This is a genomic window from Microbacterium sp. HJ5, from assembly GCF_054824025.1.
In genome coordinates this window covers 88,077-106,581 of the sequence record NZ_JSYE01000012.1, presented here as the reverse complement: position 1 = coordinate 106,581, position 18,505 = coordinate 88,077, and the positions used below count along the sequence as shown (strand labels likewise).

Genomic DNA, 18,505 nt, shown 5'->3' with positions numbered 1-18,505 from the left:
ACCCGGCACGGGTCACTTCGCCGGCGCTCGGCGTGAGAGCCTCGTGAGCCGGGGCACGTTGGCGGTGGCGCCCGCTTCGGGCGGCACGACGACCTCCTGCGCGGCGGCGATCGCACCGTCCTCGCCGTCGACGAGGAGCGTCGCGTCGACGGGGGTCGACCGCCGCACGACGGCGAGCGCGATCGGACCCTCCTCGTAGTGCAGCGCGGTCGAGGTGACGTGTCCGACGGCGTCGTCCCCGACGCGGACCGCAGCCCCGCGCGCGGGCAGCACGCTCCCGCTGCCGTCGAGCTGCAGTGCCACCAGGCGGCGCGGCGGGTGACCCAGGTTGTGCACCTTGGCGACCGTCTCCTGACCGCGGTAGCAGCCCTTGCTCAGGTGCACCGCGGTGCGCAGCCAGTCCAGCTCGTGCGGCAGGACGCGCTCGTCGACGTCGGCCGACCAGCGCGGGCGCCATGCCGCGACCCGGAGGGCGTCGGCGGCGGCGAGACCCGCGACGGCGATGTCGCCCGCGGTCGCGGCATCCGCGATCCTGCGCTCCTCGTCGCGCGTCACGAGGGCCTCGGCCCAGTCGCGATCGGCGCCCGGGTGCGGATCGACGGCCGCGTAGCCCCAGCCGCCGACCGACACGTGCGGCCACGGATCGGTCCACACGAGCGGGACGGCCCCGGGCCGGGCCGGCGAGACGCTCGACAGCCCCGCCGCGGTGCCCCCGAACACCGCATACTCGGCGCTCGCGTCGCGCGGGTCGACGCGCAGGCGGAACCGCATGCGGCGCAGCCACGACAGCAGCCCTTCCGCGTCGGCGCGGTCGACGATGAGCCACGTCGTCTCGCCGTCGTCGAGGACGGATGCCGCGTGCTCGATGTGGCCCTGGGGGTCGAGCACCAGCAGCTCGGTGCTGATGCCCGGCGTCAGCGCGGCGAGCGCCTGCGAGGTGAGGGAGTCCAGCCATGAGAGCCGGTCCTCGCCCGGCACGGCGAGGACGGCCCGATCGTCCAGCGGGACCACGGCCTCGCCGGCGGCGAGCGCACGCTGCTCGATGAGCGGGTTTCCCACGTGCTGGAGTCCGGCGTCATCGACGACGGCGCCGGGCAGAGACGAGAAGAGGGAGGACATCATTCCGCCCGCGCGAGTCGGGCCGACGCGTGGGCGCCGAGCTCTTCGCCGAGAGCGGCCATGTCCCACGCCCACAGCAGGTGGCCGTCGACGAGCCCGTACATGCGGGTCGCGGCGGAGTAGGTCTTCGCGCCGGCGGGGCGTACGACGGCGTCGGTGGCGATGTCGATGCGGGGTCCGCGGATCTGCCCGAGGTAGAGCTCGCTCACCCCGTCGGCATGCACGATGACCACCTCGATGTCGAAGCCGCCCTCGCCGTTGCGGAGGAGCTCGACGTCGTCGGCCGTCCGGGCCGGGGCGTCGTCGAGCGCGGGAAGGAGGCCGGGCCCGGCGTCGGCGGGGGTGGCCGGACGGGACAGCCGCCAGTAGCCCATCTCGGCGACGAGGGGGACGCGGGTCTCGTCCTCGCCGTGGAGCCACGCGCTGGCCGAGTAGTTGAGGTAGTCGCCGCCGTCATGGCTGAAGCTCACGCGGTGCGTGAACTCCCCGGTGTAGGCGTGGTCGGCGTAGTCGATCACGCCCGTGCCCTCCCACACGCCGATCAGCCAGGAGAGCGGCGCGAGGTCGGCCGGGAGGTCGGTCGGCAGATCGAACATCACGCGGCTCAGCGCTGGCCGCGGTACAGGTTCTTCAGGACGACGACGGACACGAAGGCGATCGCGAGCGTCGCCAGACCGAGGAGACCCACGAAGAAGAGCTCGAGCGCGAAGAGATCCATGGTCCTAGCCTAAACCGCCGAGCGCCCGTGGCGCCGGGATGCGTCAGCCGGGGACGATCGCGGCGAGACCGAAGCCGAGGCTGATGACGCCCATCACGACGAGCGCGCCGAGACAGCTCGCGGCCACACGCTCGGTGAAGCCCTGGGAACGGCCCGACCAGAGCTGCACCGCGAAGGCCAGGATGAGGCATCCGCCCAGTCCGACCGCGAGCCACTGGGCGCGCCACTCGTCCGCCGCGAACAGGCCTACGACGACGCCGACGACGGCCGCGACGACCCAGACGGCGACGATGCCGCCGATCGTCCGGCGGGGAGCGAGCTCAGGAACGGCCACGCGCTCATTCTCCCCCACCGCGGCCCGTCGTGCACGGATCGTGACCGTAGCGCCCACGTCTCGGGGCCGAAGGGGCTCTCCCTCACGCTCTACACTGGGGTCACGGCGCGTCCCCACGCGCTGGGAAGGCGTTGCTTTGGCACAGCTCCTGGTTCTCAGCTCCACGCACGGAGGCGGTCCCGTCCTGCCGTCGCTCGAACTACTGAGCCACCGGGTGCGCCAGATCCCGGCCGAGCCGGCCCATCTCGTCAACGCCCCCAGCGCCGACATCATCTTCGTCGACGCGCGCGTCGACCTCGTCGGCGCCAAGTCGCTGTGCAAGATCCTCAACACGACGGGGCTCGACGCGCCCCTGCTGCTCGTCGTGACCGAGGGCGGCCTCACCGCCGTGTCGACCGACTGGGGCGTCGACGACGTGATCCTCGTGACGGCCGGACCGGCCGAGGTCGACGCGCGCATCCGCCTGGCGATCGGACGCATGACCAAGGAGCAGGTCTCGACACGCATCCAGACGTCGGGCATCACGATCGACGAGTCGTCCTACTCCGCGAAGGTCCACGGCAAGCCGCTCGACCTCACCTACAAGGAGTTCCAGCTCCTCCACTTCTTCGCCACGCATCCGTCGCGCGTGTTCACGCGCGAGCAGCTGCTGAGCGAGGTCTGGGGCTACGACTACTTCGGCGGCACCCGCACCGTCGACGTGCACGTGCGGCGCCTGCGCGCCAAGCTCGGCGACCTCGAGCAGCTGATCGGCACAGTGCGCAACGTGGGCTACCGCTTCAACGTCTACGAGGACGACCAGATCCCCGCGCCCCGCGAGCGCACAGAGGCCTGACCCGCACCCTGTTCACACTCTCGTCACCTGTGCCTGCAATGATGAAGGGATGATCGAACACGAGGTGCTCGACGCCGGGCTCGGCGATGCGGACGACGACGACTTCGACCTGGACGAAGAGCTCGACGCGCAGCTGCCCGAGCACCGGTACCTCGACCGCGAGCTGAGCTGGCTCGCGTTCAACCAGCGCGTGCTCGAACTCGCCGAAGACCCGAACCTTCCCGTGCTCGAGCGCGCCAACTTCCTGGCGATCTTCGCGAGCAACCTCGACGAGTTCTTCATGGTCCGCGTCGCCGGCCTCAAGCGCCGCATCGTCACCGGCCTCGCGGTGCCGACCAACGTCGGCCGCGCACCCGCCGAGGTGCTCGCCGACATCTCGACCGAGGCGCACCGCCTGCAGCTGCGCCATGCCGACGCGTGGATGACACTCGTGAAGCCCGCCCTCGCGGACGCCGGGATCGACCTCGTTTCGTACGAGTCCCTCGGCTCCGAGGACCGCGCCGCGCTGTACGACTACTTCCAGGCGCAGGTGTTCCCGGTCCTCATGCCGCTCGCGGTCGACCCGGCCCACCCGTTCCCCTACATCTCGGGGCTCTCGCTCAACCTCGCGATCCGCATCCGCAACGCCCGGACTGGCCGGCAGGAGTTCGCGCGCCTCAAGGTGCCGCCGATGCTGCCCCGGTTCGTCGAGGTGCCGGCGTCCGAGGGCTCGGTGCGCTACCTCCCGCTCGAGGACCTCATCTCGAACCACCTCGACGACCTCTTCCCCGGCATGGAGGTGCTCGACCACCACGCGTTCCGCCTCACCCGCAACGAGGACGTCGCGATCGAGGAGGACGAGTCGGAGAACCTGATCCAGGCGCTCGAGGCCGAACTGCTCCGCCGCCGCTTCGGCCCCCCGATCCGCCTCGAGATCACCGACGACATGGACGAAGTGACCCTCGAGCTGCTCATCCGCGAGCTCGACATCACCGCGCAGGAGGTCTACCGCCTCCCCGGTCCGCTCGACCTGCGCGGCCTCTTCGACCTGCGCATCGATCGGCCCGACCTGCGCTTCAAGCCGCACGTGCCCACGACCGCGATGGCGTTCCAGCCCGGCGACAACAACGAGCGACCCGACATCTTCGCGTCGATCCGCAAGGGCGACGTGCTGGTGCACCATCCCTACGAGTCCTTCGCGACGAGCGTGCAGGCGTTCCTCGAGCAGGCGGCGAAGGATCCGCACGTCCTCGCCATCAAGCAGACGCTCTACCGCACGTCGGGCGACAGCCCCATCGTCGAGGCGCTGATCGACGCCGCCGAGGCGGGCAAGCAGGTGCTCGCGCTGGTCGAGATCAAGGCGCGCTTCGACGAGGCCAACAACATCCTGTGGGCGCGCAAGCTCGAGAAGGCGGGCGTCCACGTCGTCTACGGACTCGTCGGGCTGAAGACGCACTGCAAGCTGGCCCTCGTCATACGCGAGGAGGGCGGGGTGCTGCGCAGCTACAGCCACGTCGGGACGGGCAACTACAACCCGAAGACCAGTCGCATCTACGAGGACTTCGGCCTCTTCACCGCCGACGACCAGGTCGGCCGCGACCTCACGCGCCTGTTCAACGAACTGAGCGGGTACGCCATCGAGAAGAAGTTCAAGCGCCTCCTCGTCGCCCCTCTGCACCTGCGCAAGGGGCTCCTGCGCCACATCGACAAGGAGCGCCGCAACGCGCTCGCCGGCAAGCCCGCGAGCGTGCGCATCAAGGTGAACTCGATGGTCGACGAGCAGATCATCGACGCCCTCTACCGCGCCAGCCAGGCCGGCGTGAAGGTCGAGGTGTGGGTGCGCGGCATCTGCTCGCTCAAGCCCGGCGTCGAGGGGATGAGCGAGAACATCACGGTTCGCAGCATCCTGGGCCGCTATCTCGAGCACTCGCGCATCTTCGCCTTCCACAACGACGGCGAGCCGCAGGTCTACATCGGCAGCGCCGACATGATGCACCGCAACCTCGACCGCCGCGTCGAGGCCCTGGTGCGCGTGGTCGCCCCGGCCCACATCAAGGAGCTCGGCGACTTCTTCGACCTCGCGATGAGCGACGCCTCGACGTCGTGGCACCTCGGCCCCGACGGCGAGTGGACCCGTCACAACGAGGGCGACGACGGCAAGCTGCTCGTCGACGTCCAGGAGCGGACCATGACCAACGTGCAGCGCCGTCGGCGGGCACGCGCGGTGCGATGACCGACACCGCGGTCTATGCCGCGGGCGGTGTCGTCTGGCGGATCGTCGACGACAAGCTGCGGGTGCTGCTGATCCACCGGACGAAGTACCGCGACGTCACGCTGCCCAAGGGCAAGGTCGATCCGGGCGAGATGCTCGCCGAGACGGCTGCGCGCGAGATCTACGAGGAGACCGGCATCCGTGTCGCGCTCGGAGTGCCGGTCGGCATCTCGCGGTACCGGCTGCCCAGCAAGCGCCAGAAGATCGTGCACTACTGGGCCGCCGAGGCGACGGATGCCGCGATCCGCGCGTCCGCGTTCGTCCCGAACAAGGAGATCGCGGCGCTCGAGTGGGTCACGCCGAAGAAGGCGATGGCGCGCCTCAGCTACCCCGTCGACGTCGAGATCCTCGAGCACTTCCTGCGCCTGGTCGACGAAGGCGTGCTGCGCACCTTCCCCCTCATCGTGCTGCGGCACGCCAAGGCGCTCGGCCGCGAGGAATGGGACGGCAAGGATGCCGCGCGCCCTCTCGCGCCGCGAGGACGCAAGCAGGCCAACTCGATCGTCGGCCCGTTGCTCGCCTTCGGTGCGCGCAAGCTCATCTCGAGTCCCGCGACCCGTTGCGTGAAGACCGTCGCGCCGCTCTCGGCGGCACTCGGGCGCAAGATCGAGAAGACCGAGCTCATCAGCCAGGATGCGTGGGAGGAAGGCGCCTCCGACGCACGCACGATCGTCGGCCAGCGCGTGCGGGCGCGCAAGGCCGCGGTGCTGTGCAGCCACGGGCCGGTGCTCCCCGAGATCCTCACCGAGCTCGCGCTGGCGACCGGCACGCTGCGCGGCTCCTACCTCGGCAGCGCGTCGGCGCTGGAGCCGGCGGCATTCTCCGTGGTGCACTTGTCCGTCGAGAACCCCGGCTCGGGCATCGTCGCCATCGAGACCCACATCCCCAAGGTCTGAGCGCCCCTCCGCGCCGCGGCGAAGGTGAACGGACATCCATCCGGACGCATGGATGGCGGCATCCCGTTCACCTTCCGTTCACCATCCCAGCGCACTCTCTTAAGAGTCCGCGCCTACGTTTCAGTGCGAGCCCTGCACCGGGCCCATCACCCGAAGCCCTCCCGGGCCTCCATTCCCTGACACGTGAAGGATTCACACAGTGAAGATCTCCCGCATCGCCCAGGTGGGCGCTGTCGCCGCAGTCGCGGCCCTCGCCCTCGCCGGCTGCGCCGCAAACGAGACCCCCGCCGCCGACTCGACAGGCGAAGCCCCCGTCTCCGACCTCTCCGGCGCGATCGCCGGTGGCGGCGCCTCGTCGCAGGAGGTCGCCGTCGCGGCGTGGACCGCCGGCTTCCAGACCGCCAACCCCGAGGTCGACGTGACCTACGACCCCGCCGGCTCCGGCGCGGGCCGCGAGTCGTTCCAGGCCGGCGCCTTCCCGTTCGCGGGCTCGGACCGTGCCTTCAAGATCGAAGAGATCGAGGCCGGCCCGTTCGACGGCTGCGTCGAGGGCACCGACATCCTCGAGCTGCCGACCTACATCTCGCCGATCGCGGTCATCTTCAACGTCGAGGGCGTCGACACGCTCAACCTCGACGCCGCGACGATCGCCGGCCTGTTCTCGGGCGAGATCGCCAACTGGAACGACGAGGCGATCGCCGCCCTCAACGAGGGCGTCGACCTCCCCGACCTGGCCGTGACGCCGGTGCACCGCGCCGATGACTCGGGCACGACCGAGAACTTCACCGACTACCTGTTCCAGGCCGCGCCCGACGCGTGGACCTCGGAGCCCGACGGCGTGTGGCCGCTCGACAGCGGCGAGGCCGCCCAGGGCACCTCGGGCGTCGTCTCCGCCGTCGCCGGCGGCAACGGCACGATCGGCTACGCCGACGCGTCGCGCGCCGCGGAGGAGGGGCTGTCGACCGCTTCGGTCCAGGTCGGCGACGAGTTCGTCTCGTACTCGCCGGAGGCCGCCGCCGCGATCGTCGACGCGTCGCCGCTCGAGGAGGGCCGCGCCGCGACCGACCTCGCCATCGCCCTGGACCGCACCTCGGAAGAGGCCGGCGTCTACCCGATCGTCCTGGTCAGCTACATGATCGCGTGCCAGGAGTACGTCGACACCGCTGCCGCCCCGATCGTCAAGGGCTACCTGCAGTACGTCGCCAGCCCCGAGGGTCAGGACGCCGCTGCGGCCGCCGCCGGCAGCGCGCCGATCTCGGAGGCGCTCGCCGAGCAGATCAACGCCGCGATCGACACGATCGTCACGGAGTAAGACCCGTCAGACCCGGCCCGGCTCACTGCCGGGCCGGGTCTCACCCTGAGATCACCCGAACCAGAAGGACACCATGACCACGACGACCGCCCCCGCCGCGGGCAAGGTCAAGCAGCGGCCTGGCGACCGCTGGTTCTCGGGCACCGCGCTCGCCGCGGGGTCCATGATCCTCGTGACCCTCGCCGCGGTCGCGATCTTCCTCATCGTCCAGTCGATCCCGGGCCTCACCGCCACGGGCGAGACGGCGTCGCTCCTGTCGACGAACTTCTGGGACTACGTCTGGCCGCTGGCCTTCGGCACCGTCTGGGCGTCGTTCCTCGCGCTGCTGATGGCCGTGCCGCTGGCCGTGTCGGTCGCCCTCTTCATCTCGCACTACGCGCCGCGCCGCCTGGCACAGGCGCTCGGGTACGTCGTCGATCTGCTCGCCGCCGTCCCTTCCGTCGTCTTCGGCCTGTGGGGCATCATCGTCCTCGCCCCGGCCGTGCAGCCCGTCTACGCGTGGCTCAACGCGAACATGGGCTGGTTCCCCCTCTTCGGCGGCACGGTGTCGGCCACCGGCCGCACGATCTTCACGGCCGCGATCGTCCTCGCCGTCATGATCGTCCCGATCATCACCGCCATCTGCCGCGAGATCTTCCTGCAGACGCCGGTCCTCCACGAGGAGGCCGCGCTCGCCCTCGGCGCCACGCGCTGGGAGATGGTCAGGATGGCCGTCTTCCCGTTCGGTCGCAGCGGCATCGTCTCGGCCTCGATGCTGGGCCTCGGCCGCGCGCTGGGAGAGACCATGGCTGTCGCGATGGTGCTCTCGGCGACCGGCGTCATCACCTTCCAGCTCTTCACCTCCGAGAACCCCAGCACGATCCCCGCCAACATCGCGCTGACCTTCCCCGAGGCGTACGGCACGAACATCAACGTGCTCATCGCGACGGGCCTCATCCTCTTCATCGTCACCTTCGCCGTGAACGCGATCGCCCGTTGGATCGTCAGCCGGCGCAAGGAATTCTCGGGAGCCAACTGACATGACCACCGTTACCGCTCCCCCGCAGGCGCCGGCCCCCGCGCCGGTGCGCGAGCACCAGCGCCTGACCAGCGGCCACCTTCCGACGTGGGCGCCCTGGGGCATCCTCGGCGCCAGTGCCGTCATCACGGCCCTGGTCTTCGGCGTGCTCAGCATGGCCGCCGAGGCGGAGTTCAACATCGCCGGCTGGGCCGTCGTCTCGGCGCTGGTGTACCTGGTGCTCATCACCGCCATCTCGAGCCTCGTCGAGGGCCGGCGCAAGGGGGTCGACCGCCTCGTCACCGGCGTCGTCACCGCCGCGTTCGCCATCGCCATGGTTCCGCTCGTCTCGGTCGCATGGACCGTTCTGGTCAACGGCATCGCCGGCCTCAACGCCGAGTTCTTCTCGAGCTCGATGCGCAACGTCGTCGGCGAGGGCGGCGGCGGACTCCACGCCATCGTCGGCACGCTCCTCATCACGCTCGCGGCCGCCGTGATCTCCATCCCGATCGGCATCTTCACCGCGATCTACCTCGTCGAGTACGGCGCCGGCAAGCGCCTCGCGCAGGGCATCACCTTCCTCGTGGACGTGATGACCGGCATCCCGTCGATCGTCGCCGGCCTGTTCGCCTACGCGCTCTTCGCGCTCTTCCTCGGTCCCGGCATCCGCATGGGCATCATGGGGGCCATCGCGCTGTCGGTGCTGATGATCCCGGTCGTGGTGCGCTCGAGCGAGGAGATGCTGCGCCTGGTGCCCAACGAGCTGCGCGAAGCCTCGTATGCACTCGGCGTGCCCAAGTGGCTCACGATCTCGAAGGTCGTCCTCCCCACGTCGATCGCGGGCATCACGACCGGCGTCATGCTGTCGATCTCGCGCGTCATCGGCGAGACGGCGCCCCTGCTGCTCACCGCGGGCGTGGCCACCTCGATGAACTACAACCTGTTCGAGGGCCGCATGATGACGCTGCCCGTGTTCGCGTACACGCAGTACATGTACGCCGGCATCCCGGTGCAGGCCTATCACGACCGGGCGTGGGCGGCCGCGCTCGTGCTCATCGTCATCGTGATGGTGCTCAACCTGATCGCGCGCCTCGTCGCGAAGATCTTCTCCCCCAAGCTCGGCCGCTGACCCGGCCTCCCGAACCCGAATCGAAATCCGAGGAATCGTGTCCAAGAGCATCGAAGTCAACGATCTCAACGTCTACTACGGCGACTTCCTGGCCGTCGAGGGCGTCTCGCTCGAGATCGAGCCGCGCAGCGTGACGGCCTTCATCGGCCCGTCCGGCTGCGGAAAGTCCACCTTCCTGCGCACCCTCAACCGCATGCACGAGGTCATCCCCGGCGCGCGCGTCGAGGGTGAGGTCCTGCTCGACGGCGACGACCTCTACGGCGCGAACGTCGACCCGGTGCTCGTGCGCCGGCAGGTGGGCATGGTCTTCCAGCGCCCGAACCCGTTCCCGACCATGTCGATCAAGGAGAACGTGCTGGCGGGCGTGAAGCTCAACAACAAGCGCATCTCCAAGTCCGACGCGGACGCGCTGGTGGAGAAGTCCCTCAAGGGTGCGAACCTGTGGAACGAAGTCAAGGACCGCCTCGACAAGCCCGGCTCGGGCCTCTCGGGCGGCCAGCAGCAGCGTCTGTGCATCGCGCGCGCGATCGCGGTCTCGCCTGAGGTCATCCTCATGGACGAGCCCTGCTCGGCGCTCGACCCGATCTCGACGTACGCCATCGAGGAGCTGATCGGCGACCTCAAGAACGACTACACGGTCGTCATCGTCACGCACAACATGCAGCAGGCGTCGCGCGTCAGCGACAAGACGGCGTTCTTCAACATCGCCGGCACCGGCAAGCCCGGCAAGCTCATCGAGTACGACGAGACGAAGTCGATCTTCACGACCCCGTCCGTGCAGGCCACCGAGGACTACGTCTCGGGCCGCTTCGGCTGACCGCCGAAGTCGGACACCCGAAGCCTGTTGTCGAGTAGCGCGCCAGCGCGTATCGAGACACGGCTGAGATCTCCTCTCACGAACGCCGTCGCTCCTCCGGGGCGGCGGCCTTCGTCGTTCCGACGGCGAGCGCACGCAGGGTGGCGACGAGAGAGCGGGGATCGGATGCCGCATCCCATCCGCTCGAAGACAGCTGCTGGTAGCCGATGACGGCGGACACGACGACGACGGCGCGGCGCCGAGCCTCGTCGGCGGGAACGCCGGCGGCGGCCAGCAACGACGCGAGGTACGACACCCTGCGCTCGGTGACGGCGGCGACGGCGGTGCGCGCGGGCTCGGTGGTCGCCTCCGCGTAGAGGGTCCGCTCGCCCGAGCGCTGCCCCGTGCGGTGGGCGATGATCTCGAGGAGCCCCCCGAGCCGGTCACCGGCGGGCTCGATCTGCTCGACCTGCGCGATGAGCTGCTCGGTCTCGAGATCGCGCCAGCGCTCGAGCACCGCGTCGACGAGAGCCCGTCGGTCGGTGAAGTGCCAGTAGAACGAGCCCTTCGTGGCGCCCAGGGAGCGTGCCACCGGCTCCACGGCGACGGCGCCGATGCCGTCTGCGCTGAAGCTCTCGTAGGCGGCGTCGACCCAGTCGTCGCGCGTGAGCCTTGCCATGTCCGTACCGTACCGTATAGTCTCGCAGCATCATCCATACGGCGGCGTATGGCTTCACTGGGGAGGCACGGATGAGACAGCCGGCGTTCTGGTCGCTCGCCCTTGCGGACATCACCGATCCCGATTACACCCACGTGTGGGTCGACGTGCTGCCCGCGCACGCCACCGCCGACCCCGCGGCGTGGGCGCGCAACCTCTTCTCGAGCGCGGCGCTCCCCCGATGGCTCGCCGGCGTGATCGCGCTGCGATCGCTCGTGGGCCCTCGGTCGCGGCGATGCGAGGCGTTCGCGGTGCGGCGCGTCGAGGGCGAGGAGGCGCTCGTGACCGTGGACGCCCGCACGGTCGATCTACGGGTGGGCGTCGGCGTCGACGAGGAGCGCGCGCTCGTGCGCGTCGTCACCGCCATGCGCGTCAAGGGCCGGGGCGGACGACTCCGGTCGCTGCCGGTGCGGATCTCGCTTGTTCTCCTCATGCGCGGGATGATCGCACGCGCCCGCAGAGAGCTGTCCGGAGTGACTCGCTGATCAGTCGCGCGGGCTCAGCAGATAGGCGTTGAACGATGCCGTCAGCTCGTGGTCGACCGGCACGTCCACGCCGTCGATGGCCGTGATGGGAGCGGCCAGACGGACGCTGGACAGGAGCCACGCGGCATCCGCTCCCGCGAGATCCGCGACGGGGATCGTCGCGTACTCGGTCCGAGCGCCCTGCTCGGCCAGGTGCTCGAAGAGGCTCAGCTGCGTGGTGCCGTGGAGGATGCCCCCGTTCGGCGCGGGCGTGAGGAAGCGACCGCCGATGCGCAGCACGAGCGAGGCCGTGGGCGCCTCGAGCATGAAGCCGTCGGACGACACGAACACCGCGTCGTCGGCGCCGCGGCGCTTCGCCTCGCGGATGGCGGCCATGTTCACGGCGTAGGAGAGGGTCTTCGCGCCCAGCAGCAGCCACGGGGCGCGGGCGGGGGCATCCAGGTCGTAGCCGCGGTCGAGGGTCACGACCCGGATGCCGCGCTCGCGCACGGCGGTGTTGTCGGCGGCGGCCGCCGCCGTCACCCACGCGGTGGGGCTGGGGCCGTGCTCGACGCCGCGGCTGAGGATCAGCTTGATCACGCCCTCGCCCCCGGAGGGGCAGTGCGCGGCGGCGGCGACCACGGCCTGCCGCCACTGCTCGAGCTGAGGCGCCGGGAGGTCGCACAGCGAGGCGGAGTGCGCGAGACGCTCGAGATGCGCGGTCAGCTCCTGCGGATGCCGGTCGACGACGCCGACCGACTCGAAGATGCCGTCGCCGCGCTGCGTGCTCAGCTCGCCGACGCTCAGAGCGGGGGCCGACGGGTCGATCACGCGGAACGTGTCGACGAAGTCGGTGCGGGGATCGTCCGATGCCGCAGGGTCGATCACGAGCGCGAAACGCCAGGCCATGGCACCGAGCCTAGGCGCTCGGGAATGCCCGCCGCCTCACCTCGGTTACACTGGATCAGCCGGGCCGCAGTAACCCCGGGCTCCATCTTCTGCCGCCGCGAGCGGCCTTGCGCCGAGAGGCGTTCTGCGGCCCGGCACTTCTCTGCCCGAGAGTGTCCGCGGTCTCAGGTCAGCGCTTCGCGCCGCCACAGCGCCGCACATGCGGCGAGGTCGGCCGCATAGTCCGACAGCCGCAGCGCGCGAGTCGTGAACGACGAGGCGCGATCGGGCTCGGTCGGCTCGTAGTCGTCGGCGAGATGGGTCGCACCCGATGCCTGCACGCGGCAGAAGGCCGACGCGCGGTCGAGCGCGACGGCGAAGTCCCCCTCGAACACACCGCGCAGGATCTGGTCGATGAGAGCCACCAGTTCGTCCGGCCCGGCGGGGGTCGGGGCGCCGGCGACCACTTCGTCTGCCGAGGCCAGCTCGGCACGGCCGCGCTCGTAGAGCAGCGCTGCCGTCCGCGCGTCGTCGTGGATCATGAGCTGAAGCAGATACAGCCGCCACAGCGCTCCCGGGAGCGACTTGGCGGGCGATCGCGACCAGAGCTCGGCGATGTCGTCGATGCCGTGCTCGTCGGTGAACGCGACCAGCCGGTCGACGACCTGCCCGTCGGGGTCGTCCCGCACCCGCGCCAGGAGTGCGTGCGCGGTGGAGTGGGCGACGCGGGACACCTCGGCGGGATCCTCGGCGGCGAACAGCCGGTCGAAGAGCTCGGCGGGGCGCCTGACGGGCTTGTGGAAGTCCCTGGACTCGTCGCTCACCCGGTCCAGGGTACCGGCCGCGGTGAAGGCGCAGGTCCCCCGACGGGGGTCGGCTGCCTGCGGCTCGCCAGATGCTCGGCGGCCGGGGACGGGGCATCCGCTTCCCGGACCTCTGCGATGTCGTCTCCGGTCCGTACGGCCCGACGGGCGGCGGCCTCCCAGGGCAGGCACATGGCGAGCCCCGCGCTCAGGCCTGGTTGATGCGGATGTGGTTGCCCGCCGGGTCGCGGAACGCGCAGTCGCGCGGCCCCCACGCCTGCTGGATGGGCTCCTGCAGCACTTCGGCGCCCGCGGCACGCAGCCGCTCGAACGTGGCGTCGATGTCGTCGGTGGTGAACACGTAGGGCCCGGGGCCCGAGCCCTTCACGACGAGGCGCTGAAGTGCTTCCGCATCCTCGGGCGACCGGCCGGCCGCGGGGTTGGACAGCACGACGGCGAGGCCCTCCTGTCCGGAGAAGCCGAAGCTGAGCCAGCGGGTGTCCTCGTACGAGACGTCGTTGACGATCTCGAGGCCGAGGCCGTCGCGATAGAACGGGATCGCGGCCTCGACGTCGTCGACGGTGATCGGGCAGTAGGCGAGTGCGGTGGTGGTCATGGATGCCACGCTAGCCACGCGCGGCGGGCCGCGCTTCTCCGATCCTGCTCACCCGGCAGGTTCAGCTCACGCGTACCGCGTGGGGCGCGTGAGGATCTTCGCGACGCACAGCGGCATCACCTCGGCGGCGGCGTGAGGCCGGCTGCGGTACGAGCTGGGAGTCTCGCCCACGATCTCGGTGAAGGTCGAGCTGAACGAGCCGAGCGAGGTCGCGCCGACCGCGGTGCAGGCATCCGTCACCGATGCGCCGTTGCGCAGGAGCGCCATGGCCCGCTCGATGCGCCGGGTCATGAGGTAGGAGTAAGGCGTCTCGCCGTAGGCCGCCTTGAACTCGCGCGAGAAGTGCGCGGGCGACATGAGAGCCTTGGCCGCCATCGTCGGGACGTCCAGCGGCTCGGCGTAGTCGCGGTCCATCAGGTCGCGCGCACGGCGGAGGTGCGCGAGCGTCTGCGGAGTCTGCGAGGCCGAGGGCACCCCCTCACGCTACTCCCGCCCGGCGCCCCGGCGCTCGGACCCGGCGCTCAGGCCGTCGGGATGGCGACGATCGGCTCGCTCGAGGGCTCGCCCGTGGGAGACCCGCCCTGCGGCTCGACCGTCACCGCGATGACGTCGCCCGGCTCCATCGCGCCGTCGAGCAGCGCCGTGGTGTCGCCGTCTGCGGTCGAGTCGAACGTCCCGGCGGAGACGGGCGTGCCGTCGCGCACGAACCACAGCTCGAAGCTCTCATCGGACGCGATCTGCGGAAGGCCGTTCGACACGAGCACGGCCTTGCCCACCGACTCCGACCAGTGGGCGGTCGCGGTGCCGCCATCCGTCAACTCGGCCGTCGCCGACTGCGAGTCGGGCGCCGCCTCGATCTCGGCGAGCGCCGACACCGCCGGCGGCCGGTTCACGTACTGGTTGATCGTGACGGCGCCGAACCCGAGCACGACCAGGATGACCATCGAGGCCGCGAGGGTCAGCAGTCCGCGCGTCCAGTTGCGGCGCGAGATCGCCTGCATGGTCGTCGTGGTCGGTGCGGGGTCGGTCGCGACGCCGGGGTCGGGGTCGCCTCGCACCGTTCCGGGCTCCGCGGACGCGGCTTCGGCCGGGTCGAGCTCGGGCACGGGCGGCGCGGGCGGGGCGGCGATCCTCGACAGCAGCGTGGAGCGCAGCGTCAGGGGCGGTGCCGCATCGGCGACGCCGTCCGCGAGGGTCGCCGCGGTCTCGGCATCCGCATCGACGAGATGCTCCCACTCGGGGTGCTCGGCGCGCGCCGCCTCGAAGGCGGCCAGGTCGCCGGGCGAGAGCGCGTGGAGCGCATAGCCGGCCGACAGTTCGGCGAACTCCTGCTCGTTCACGCGATCACCCCCATCTCTGCTCTCAGGCGGGACAAGCCGTCCCGCATCCTCGTCTTGATCGTCCCCAGCGGCGCGCCCACCAGTGCCGCGATCTCGCTCTGACTGTAACCGCCGTAATAGGCGAGGGTCAGCGCCTCTTTCTGCACCTCGGGAAGGACGGAGAGCGCAGCGGCGACCCGCTCCCCCTCGATCCTCAGCTCCACCTGCTCGGCCACGCCGTCGTGCGCGACCTCGAGATCTCGGAACCCCACGCGCACATCGCGGTCGGAGCTCGCCTGCGACGATCGCACGCGATCCACGGCTCGCCTGTGGGCGATGGTGAGGACCCAGGATCTTCCCTGGCCTCTGTTCGGAGCGAACCGCGCAGCGGATTGCCACACCTCCAGGAAGACCTCCTGCAGGACCTCTTCGCTCTGGGACCGGTCGACGAGCACGCGCAGGATCAGACCGAAGACGCGCGGCGAGAGCATGTCGTAGAGGCGGGCGAAGGCTCCCTGGTCGCCGCCCGCGACGCGCTGGATCAGCTCCCCCACGTGGTCGATGGGCTCGGCGCCGTCCTCGGGCACGTCGATCCCGTCGATCACCATGTCCACCAGCATGCCCTACTCCCCTCCCGCACACCGCGCGGGCCGCGCCCACGAGTTGTTCGCGCCGCGCACCGTTTCGGATTGGTCCGGGTCGGCGACAGGGGGCGGGATGCCGCGGCCACGACGGGCCGCGGCATCCGATCTCCCTCACTTCCAATCCGTTTCGCGCAGGTCCTACGAAGAGCCCGTGTAGCCGCTCCTGCGGCTCGCCCCCCACATCGGGGACCTGCAGATCACGGTCCAGTCGGACCTCACAGAGGAGGAAGTCATGTCACGGATCACCAGGAAGCGCGTCTCGGCAGGCCTGGCACTCGCCTTCGCCGCCACGTTCGCCCTGTCGGCCTGCTCGATGAGCAGCGGCGGCACCACCGAGCCGTCCGAGGAGCCCTCGACGCCCGCGGCCGAAGAGACCGAAGAGCCCATGGAGATGGACCCGGCGGCGAACCTCGTCGGCCCGGGCTGCGCCGACTACGCCGAGGCCGTTCCGGACGGCGCCGGCTCGGTCGAGGGCATGGCCGCCGACCCGGTCGCGACCGCGGCCTCGAACAACCCGCTGCTCACGACGCTCGTGGCGGCGGTGAGCGGCCAGCTCAACCCCGAGGTCGACCTCGTCGACACGCTGAACGGTGACGAGTTCACCGTCTTCGCTCCCGTCGACGACGCATTCGCGGCCATCGACCCGGCGACGATCGAGGCCCTCAAGACCGACACCGAGACCCTCACGTCGATCCTCACGTACCACGTGGTCCCCGGCCAGGTCGCTCCTGACGACATCGTCGGAACCCACGCGACGGTGCAGGGCGGCGACGTCGAGGTCAGCGGCAGCGGCGACGCGCTGATGGTCAACGACGCCAACGTCATCTGCGGCGGAGTCCAGACCGCGAACGCCACGGTCTACCTCATCGACGCGGTCCTGATGCCTCCGGCTCAGTGACCGACCGCCGGCTTCGGCCGGCGATCCGGGGGGCGGCGTGCCGCCGGTGCCTGCGAGGTGGCACCGGCGGCATCGTCGTGCCCTTGCACCACGCGTCATGCCGCGTCAAGGGGGCCTCGGTCGACGCGCCCGCGCGCGTACCCTGGGTGCAAGCGCTGGGGCGTGCCGGAGGGGCGCGACGTCTGCGCGGGAGGACCATGACAGACCTTCGGGAAGCCGGCGAGCTCTCGACGGGCGCGATACTCGACGGGCGGTACCGTCTCGAGGCGCGCATCGGCGAGGGCGGGATGGCACGCGTCTTCCGTGCGGAGGATGCCGCGCTGCGGCGCACCGTCGCCATCAAGGTGCTGCGCGGTCACGTCGACGAGATCGGCTCGATCGAGCGGGCGCTGTCGGAGACGACCCTTCTCGCCTCCCTCAACCACCACTCGCTCGTCACTCTCTTCGACGCTCATGTCTCGGCGGACGACTCGAGCTACCTCGTGATGGAGTACGTCGAGGGCATCACGCTGCGGGAGCTCATCGCCAAGGGCCCCGTCGACGCACGACTGCTCGCGTCGATCACCGTCGACATCGCCGAGGGTCTGCACATCGCGCACTCGGCGGGCGTCGTGCACCGCGACATCAAGCCGTCCAACGTCCTGCTGTGGCACTCGCCGCTCCCGGGGGCGGAATGGCGCGCGAAGCTCGCCGACTTCGGCATCGCCTATCTGCTGGACTCGCCCCGCATGACGAGCCCCGGCATCGCGGTCGGCACGGTCGCCTACATCGCGCCGGAGCAGGCCCGCGGCGAGACCCCAGCCCCGCCGGCCGACATCTACGCGCTGGGCATCATGCTGATCGAGGCGCTCACCGGCACCCGCCCGTTCGCCGAGGCCGAGGGCATCGGGACCGTCATGGCCCGTCTGGCCGCGCCGCCGCCGATCCCCGACACGCTGCACCCGGCCTGGCAGGGCCTGCTGCGGGGCATGACGGCGACGCCGCCGGACGACCGCCCGACCGCTCTCGATGTCGCCGTCACGGCTCGCCGCCTCGCCGGGAGCGAGGACGCCGCCGCCACGTCGGGAGACGAGGCGACGGAAGCGGCGCCGGTCGTCACGCGCCCCACCGCCGTGCTCCCCCCGCCCCTTCCCCCGCTTCCCCCCGAGGCGGCGACCGTCGTCTTCGCCGCGGCGCATGACGCCGGGCCGTCCGCGGCTCCGGTCGGCGCGGCGGGGGTCACGGTGCCCGAGCACTCGATCGGTGCGGCCGAATCGCGCAGGGCGGGCACGTCACGCGCCGCGCGCACACGCCACCGGCGCGTCGTCATCGGCGCCGTCATCGCCGGGGCGCTCCTGCTCGTGGCCATCGTCCTGACCGCCTGGTCGCTCTCGCTCGCCGGCAGCCCCACGCCCGACCCCACGACACCCTCGGTCATCGAGCCCTCGGTCGAGCCGTCGGAGGCGCCCAGCGAAGCCCCGGCGGAAGAGGAGGAACCGGCTCCGGCCGACGACGAAACCGACAACAGCGGGCCGGGCAACGACAACGGCGGCGGCAACGGCAACAAGGGCCCCGGCAACAACAACGGGAACGGCAAAGGGAAGAAGGACGGCTGAACCCGTCCGAGCGCGTCGACGGATGCTGCGCGGCAAGTAGGCTGGGAGGCTGAGGGCCTCTAGCTCAGTCGGTAGAGCATCGGACTTTTAATCCGCGGGTCGTGGGTTCGAGCCCCACGGGGCCCACCGCACGTTCTGCATCGCAAGCGCCAACAGGTGAGGGCGGCGTGGAC

General features: G+C 70.8%; 20 protein-coding genes and 1 tRNA gene. 11 read left to right on the top strand and 10 right to left on the bottom strand.

Features of this window, described 5'->3' with window-relative positions:
• Positions 1-12: 12 nt before the first annotated feature.
• The 3 genes from ygfZ to OB08_RS06010 all read right to left on the bottom strand — a co-directional run bounded on the left by ygfZ (position 13) and on the right by OB08_RS06010 (position 2,171).
• Positions 13-1,122, bottom strand: a complete 1,110-nt coding sequence (gene ygfZ, locus OB08_RS06020; RefSeq protein ID WP_461473135.1) for a CAF17-like 4Fe-4S cluster assembly/insertion protein YgfZ — start codon at positions 1,120-1,122, stop codon at positions 13-15.
• Positions 1,119-1,715, bottom strand: coding sequence for a nitrobindin family protein (locus OB08_RS06015; protein WP_461473133.1), 597 nt, complete (start codon positions 1,713-1,715; stop codon positions 1,119-1,121). The genes ygfZ and OB08_RS06015 overlap by 4 nt, the downstream gene beginning before the upstream one ends.
• Before the next feature lie 165 nt (positions 1,716-1,880).
• Positions 1,881-2,171, bottom strand: coding sequence for a hypothetical protein (locus tag OB08_RS06010; RefSeq protein ID WP_461473131.1), 291 nt, complete (start codon positions 2,169-2,171; stop codon positions 1,881-1,883).
• A gap of 136 nt (positions 2,172-2,307) precedes the next feature.
• Here OB08_RS06010 and OB08_RS06005 point away from each other — a divergent pair, with 136 nt between their 5' ends.
• From OB08_RS06005 to pstB, 7 genes are all read left to right on the top strand, one after another.
• Positions 2,308-3,006, top strand: a complete 699-nt coding sequence (locus OB08_RS06005) for a winged helix-turn-helix domain-containing protein (protein WP_461473129.1) — start codon at positions 2,308-2,310, stop codon at positions 3,004-3,006.
• A gap of 49 nt (positions 3,007-3,055) precedes the next feature.
• A complete protein-coding gene (locus tag OB08_RS06000; RefSeq protein ID WP_461473127.1) occupies positions 3,056-5,218 on the top strand; it encodes an RNA degradosome polyphosphate kinase in 2,163 nt (720 codons plus the stop codon).
• Positions 5,215-6,153, top strand: a complete 939-nt coding sequence (locus OB08_RS05995) for an NUDIX hydrolase (RefSeq protein ID WP_461473125.1) — start codon at positions 5,215-5,217, stop codon at positions 6,151-6,153. Before OB08_RS06000 ends, OB08_RS05995 begins: the two co-directional genes overlap by 4 nt.
• Before the next feature lie 199 nt (positions 6,154-6,352).
• Positions 6,353-7,465: a phosphate ABC transporter substrate-binding protein PstS gene (locus OB08_RS05990; protein ID WP_461473123.1), complete on the top strand. Its 1,113-nt coding sequence runs from the start codon at positions 6,353-6,355 to the stop codon at positions 7,463-7,465.
• A gap of 73 nt (positions 7,466-7,538) precedes the next feature.
• Positions 7,539-8,483: a phosphate ABC transporter permease subunit PstC gene (pstC, locus tag OB08_RS05985; RefSeq protein WP_461473121.1), complete on the top strand. Its 945-nt coding sequence runs from the start codon at positions 7,539-7,541 to the stop codon at positions 8,481-8,483.
• 1 nt (position 8,484) lies between these two features.
• Positions 8,485-9,591, top strand: coding sequence for a phosphate ABC transporter permease PstA (gene pstA, locus OB08_RS05980; protein WP_461473119.1), 1,107 nt, complete (start codon positions 8,485-8,487; stop codon positions 9,589-9,591).
• 37 nt (positions 9,592-9,628) lie between these two features.
• Positions 9,629-10,408 carry a phosphate ABC transporter ATP-binding protein PstB gene (pstB, locus tag OB08_RS05975; protein ID WP_461473117.1) on the top strand — a complete coding sequence of 260 codons (780 nt, stop codon included), beginning with the start codon at positions 9,629-9,631 and terminating at the stop codon, positions 10,406-10,408.
• Positions 10,409-10,484: 76 nt separating this feature from the next.
• Here pstB and OB08_RS05970 read toward each other — a convergent pair whose 3' ends face one another.
• Positions 10,485-11,066 carry a TetR/AcrR family transcriptional regulator gene (locus OB08_RS05970; RefSeq protein WP_461473115.1) on the bottom strand — a complete coding sequence of 194 codons (582 nt, stop codon included), beginning with the start codon at positions 11,064-11,066 and terminating at the stop codon, positions 10,485-10,487.
• Positions 11,067-11,137: 71 nt separating this feature from the next.
• Here OB08_RS05970 and OB08_RS05965 point away from each other — a divergent pair, with 71 nt between their 5' ends.
• Positions 11,138-11,590, top strand: coding sequence for a DUF2867 domain-containing protein (locus OB08_RS05965; RefSeq protein ID WP_461473113.1), 453 nt, complete (start codon positions 11,138-11,140; stop codon positions 11,588-11,590).
• Here the strand turns inward: OB08_RS05965 and OB08_RS05960 are convergent, their stop codons facing one another.
• The 6 genes from OB08_RS05960 to sigK form a co-directional block, all read right to left on the bottom strand.
• Positions 11,591-12,478, bottom strand: coding sequence for an aminodeoxychorismate lyase (locus OB08_RS05960; RefSeq protein ID WP_461473111.1), 888 nt, complete (start codon positions 12,476-12,478; stop codon positions 11,591-11,593).
• A 164-nt stretch (positions 12,479-12,642) separates the two neighbouring features.
• A complete protein-coding gene (locus OB08_RS05955; protein ID WP_461473109.1) occupies positions 12,643-13,281 on the bottom strand; it encodes a DNA-directed RNA polymerase subunit beta in 639 nt (212 codons plus the stop codon).
• A gap of 187 nt (positions 13,282-13,468) precedes the next feature.
• The gene (locus OB08_RS05950; protein WP_461473107.1) at positions 13,469-13,876 is read right to left on the bottom strand and encodes a VOC family protein; all 408 of its coding nucleotides are present in this window, start codon (positions 13,874-13,876) and stop codon (positions 13,469-13,471) included.
• A 66-nt stretch (positions 13,877-13,942) separates the two neighbouring features.
• The gene (locus OB08_RS05945) at positions 13,943-14,290 is read right to left on the bottom strand and encodes a helix-turn-helix transcriptional regulator (protein ID WP_461473296.1); all 348 of its coding nucleotides are present in this window, start codon (positions 14,288-14,290) and stop codon (positions 13,943-13,945) included.
• Positions 14,291-14,397: 107 nt separating this feature from the next.
• Positions 14,398-15,216, bottom strand: a complete 819-nt coding sequence (locus OB08_RS05940; protein ID WP_461473105.1) for an anti-sigma factor — start codon at positions 15,214-15,216, stop codon at positions 14,398-14,400.
• Positions 15,213-15,815 (bottom strand): ECF RNA polymerase sigma factor SigK, encoded by a 603-nt coding sequence (gene sigK, locus OB08_RS05935; RefSeq protein WP_461473103.1) that lies wholly within the window; start codon positions 15,813-15,815, stop codon positions 15,213-15,215. The genes OB08_RS05940 and sigK overlap by 4 nt, the downstream gene beginning before the upstream one ends.
• 256 nt (positions 15,816-16,071) lie before the next feature.
• Here sigK and OB08_RS05930 point away from each other — a divergent pair, with 256 nt between their 5' ends.
• The 3 genes from OB08_RS05930 to OB08_RS05920 all read left to right on the top strand — a co-directional run bounded on the left by OB08_RS05930 (position 16,072) and on the right by OB08_RS05920 (position 18,458).
• Positions 16,072-16,737 (top strand): fasciclin domain-containing protein, encoded by a 666-nt coding sequence (locus tag OB08_RS05930; RefSeq protein ID WP_461473101.1) that lies wholly within the window; start codon positions 16,072-16,074, stop codon positions 16,735-16,737.
• Between the two features lie 197 nt (positions 16,738-16,934).
• On the top strand, positions 16,935-18,332 hold the full coding sequence (locus tag OB08_RS05925; RefSeq protein WP_461473099.1) for a serine/threonine-protein kinase: 1,398 nt from the start codon (positions 16,935-16,937) through the stop codon (positions 18,330-18,332).
• Positions 18,333-18,385: 53 nt separating this feature from the next.
• Positions 18,386-18,458 (top strand) — tRNA-Lys (locus OB08_RS05920).
• Positions 18,459-18,505 lie beyond the last annotated feature (47 nt).

Bases quoted from the DNA above. Each gene is read 5' to 3' on its own strand.
- ygfZ (WP_461473135.1), bottom strand. From the start codon at position 1,122: ATGATGTCCTCCCTCTTCTCGTCTCTGCCCGGCGCCGTCGTCGATGAC.
- OB08_RS06015 (WP_461473133.1), bottom strand. From the start codon at position 1,715: ATGTTCGATCTGCCGACCGACCTCCCGGCCGACCTCGCGCCGCTCTCC.
- OB08_RS06000 (WP_461473127.1), top strand. From the start codon at position 3,056: ATGATCGAACACGAGGTGCTCGACGCCGGGCTCGGCGATGCGGACGAC.
- OB08_RS05995 (WP_461473125.1), top strand. From the start codon at position 5,215: ATGACCGACACCGCGGTCTATGCCGCGGGCGGTGTCGTCTGGCGGATC.
- pstC (WP_461473121.1), top strand. From the start codon at position 7,539: ATGACCACGACGACCGCCCCCGCCGCGGGCAAGGTCAAGCAGCGGCCT.
- pstA (WP_461473119.1), top strand. From the start codon at position 8,485: ATGACCACCGTTACCGCTCCCCCGCAGGCGCCGGCCCCCGCGCCGGTG.
- OB08_RS05970 (WP_461473115.1), bottom strand. From the start codon at position 11,066: ATGGCAAGGCTCACGCGCGACGACTGGGTCGACGCCGCCTACGAGAGC.
- OB08_RS05965 (WP_461473113.1), top strand. From the start codon at position 11,138: ATGAGACAGCCGGCGTTCTGGTCGCTCGCCCTTGCGGACATCACCGAT.
- OB08_RS05960 (WP_461473111.1), bottom strand. From the start codon at position 12,478: ATGGCCTGGCGTTTCGCGCTCGTGATCGACCCTGCGGCATCGGACGAT.
- OB08_RS05950 (WP_461473107.1), bottom strand. From the start codon at position 13,876: ATGACCACCACCGCACTCGCCTACTGCCCGATCACCGTCGACGACGTC.
- OB08_RS05945 (WP_461473296.1), bottom strand. From the start codon at position 14,290: ATGGACCGCGACTACGCCGAGCCGCTGGACGTCCCGACGATGGCGGCC.
- sigK (WP_461473103.1), bottom strand. From the start codon at position 15,815: ATGCTGGTGGACATGGTGATCGACGGGATCGACGTGCCCGAGGACGGC.
- OB08_RS05930 (WP_461473101.1), top strand. From the start codon at position 16,072: ATGTCACGGATCACCAGGAAGCGCGTCTCGGCAGGCCTGGCACTCGCC.
- OB08_RS05925 (WP_461473099.1), top strand. From the start codon at position 16,935: ATGACAGACCTTCGGGAAGCCGGCGAGCTCTCGACGGGCGCGATACTC.